A 1,242-nucleotide genomic window follows, 5' to 3' on the forward strand; every position below is an offset into this window, starting at 1 on the left:
TATCGAACATGTGTTCGAATTAGATCAGTTCTCGCGGGTGCCGCCCGGTGCCACCGAAGCGGAGCTGACCGCGTTCATCACCGAGCTGGAGCAGGTCAAATCCGCGGCGGCCGCAGGTCAGGCCCGCGCGGCGGCCGCCTTGGATGCTGCCCGACGGTCCGCGGAGGCGGCCGCGGGGGTGGCGGCGGCCCAACGGGGCCGCGGCGTGGCCAGCGAAGTGGCCCTGGCCCGCCACGATTCCCCGGCGCGCGGGGGCCGGCATCTGGGGTTCGCCAAAGCCCTGGTCCACGAGATGCCCTACACCCTGTCCGCACTCGAGCACGGGGCGCTCAGCGAATGGCGGGCCACCCTGATCGTGCGGGAATCGGCGTGTCTGGATGTGGAGGACCGCCGCGCGCTGGACCGCGAACTGTGCACCGAGATGGACAAGGTGGTGGGGCTCGGGGACAAGCGGATCGCCGCCGCGGCCAAACACATCGCCTACCGGCTCGACGCGCGGGCCGTGGTAGAGCGCGCCGCCAAAGCCGTCCAGGACCGCACCGTCACCATCCGCCCGGCACCGGACACCATGACCTGGGTCAGCGCCCTGCTGCCCGTCGCCCAGGGCGTCGGGGTCTACGCCGCGCTGCGCCGCGCCGCGGACACCACTTTCGACGGACGCAGCCGCGGGCAGGTCATGGCCGACACCCTCGTCGAGCGCATCACCGGCACCCCTGCCACCACCGCAGCCCCGATCGCGCTCAACGTCGTGATCTCCGACCGCGCCCTGCTCGGCGGCGACGACGACCCCGCGACGGTCGAGAACTATGGGCCGATCCCGGCCGAGGTGGCCCGCCGCTGGCTCACCGCCGCCCTGGCCGACCACCACTCCCTGACCACCCTGCGCCGGCTGTACGCCAGCCCCACCACCGGGGCGCTGGTCGCCATGGAATCACGCGCGCGGACCTTCCCGCGTGGGCTGGCCGAGTTCATCAACCTGCGCGACCAAACCTGCCGCACCCCCTACTGCGACGCCCCCATCCGCCACCGCGACCACATCACCCCCGCCGCACGCGGCGGAGCGACCACCGCCGCCAACGGCCAAGGCCTGTGCGAACGCTGCAACTACGCCAAAGAATCACCCGGCTGGACCGTCACCACCCACGACGAAAACGGCATCCACACCACCGAATTCATCACCCCCACCGACGCCCGATACCGATCCGCCGCACCACCGATCTACCCGCGCATCGACATCAGCGA

At 71.6% G+C, this 1,242-nt stretch carries 1 protein-coding gene; it reads left to right on the forward strand.

Going from position 1 to position 1,242, the window contains the following annotated elements; all coding sequences use genetic code 11:
- Nucleotide 1 precedes the first annotated feature (1 nt).
- Nucleotides 2-1,242: HNH endonuclease (locus AWC08_RS22845; RefSeq protein ID WP_414855603.1), on the forward strand; the 1,241-nt coding region annotated here is incomplete at its 3' end.

The sequence above is a fragment of the Mycobacterium gordonae genome, from assembly GCF_002101675.1.
GTDB classification, from domain to species: domain Bacteria; phylum Actinomycetota; class Actinomycetes; order Mycobacteriales; family Mycobacteriaceae; genus Mycobacterium; species Mycobacterium gordonae.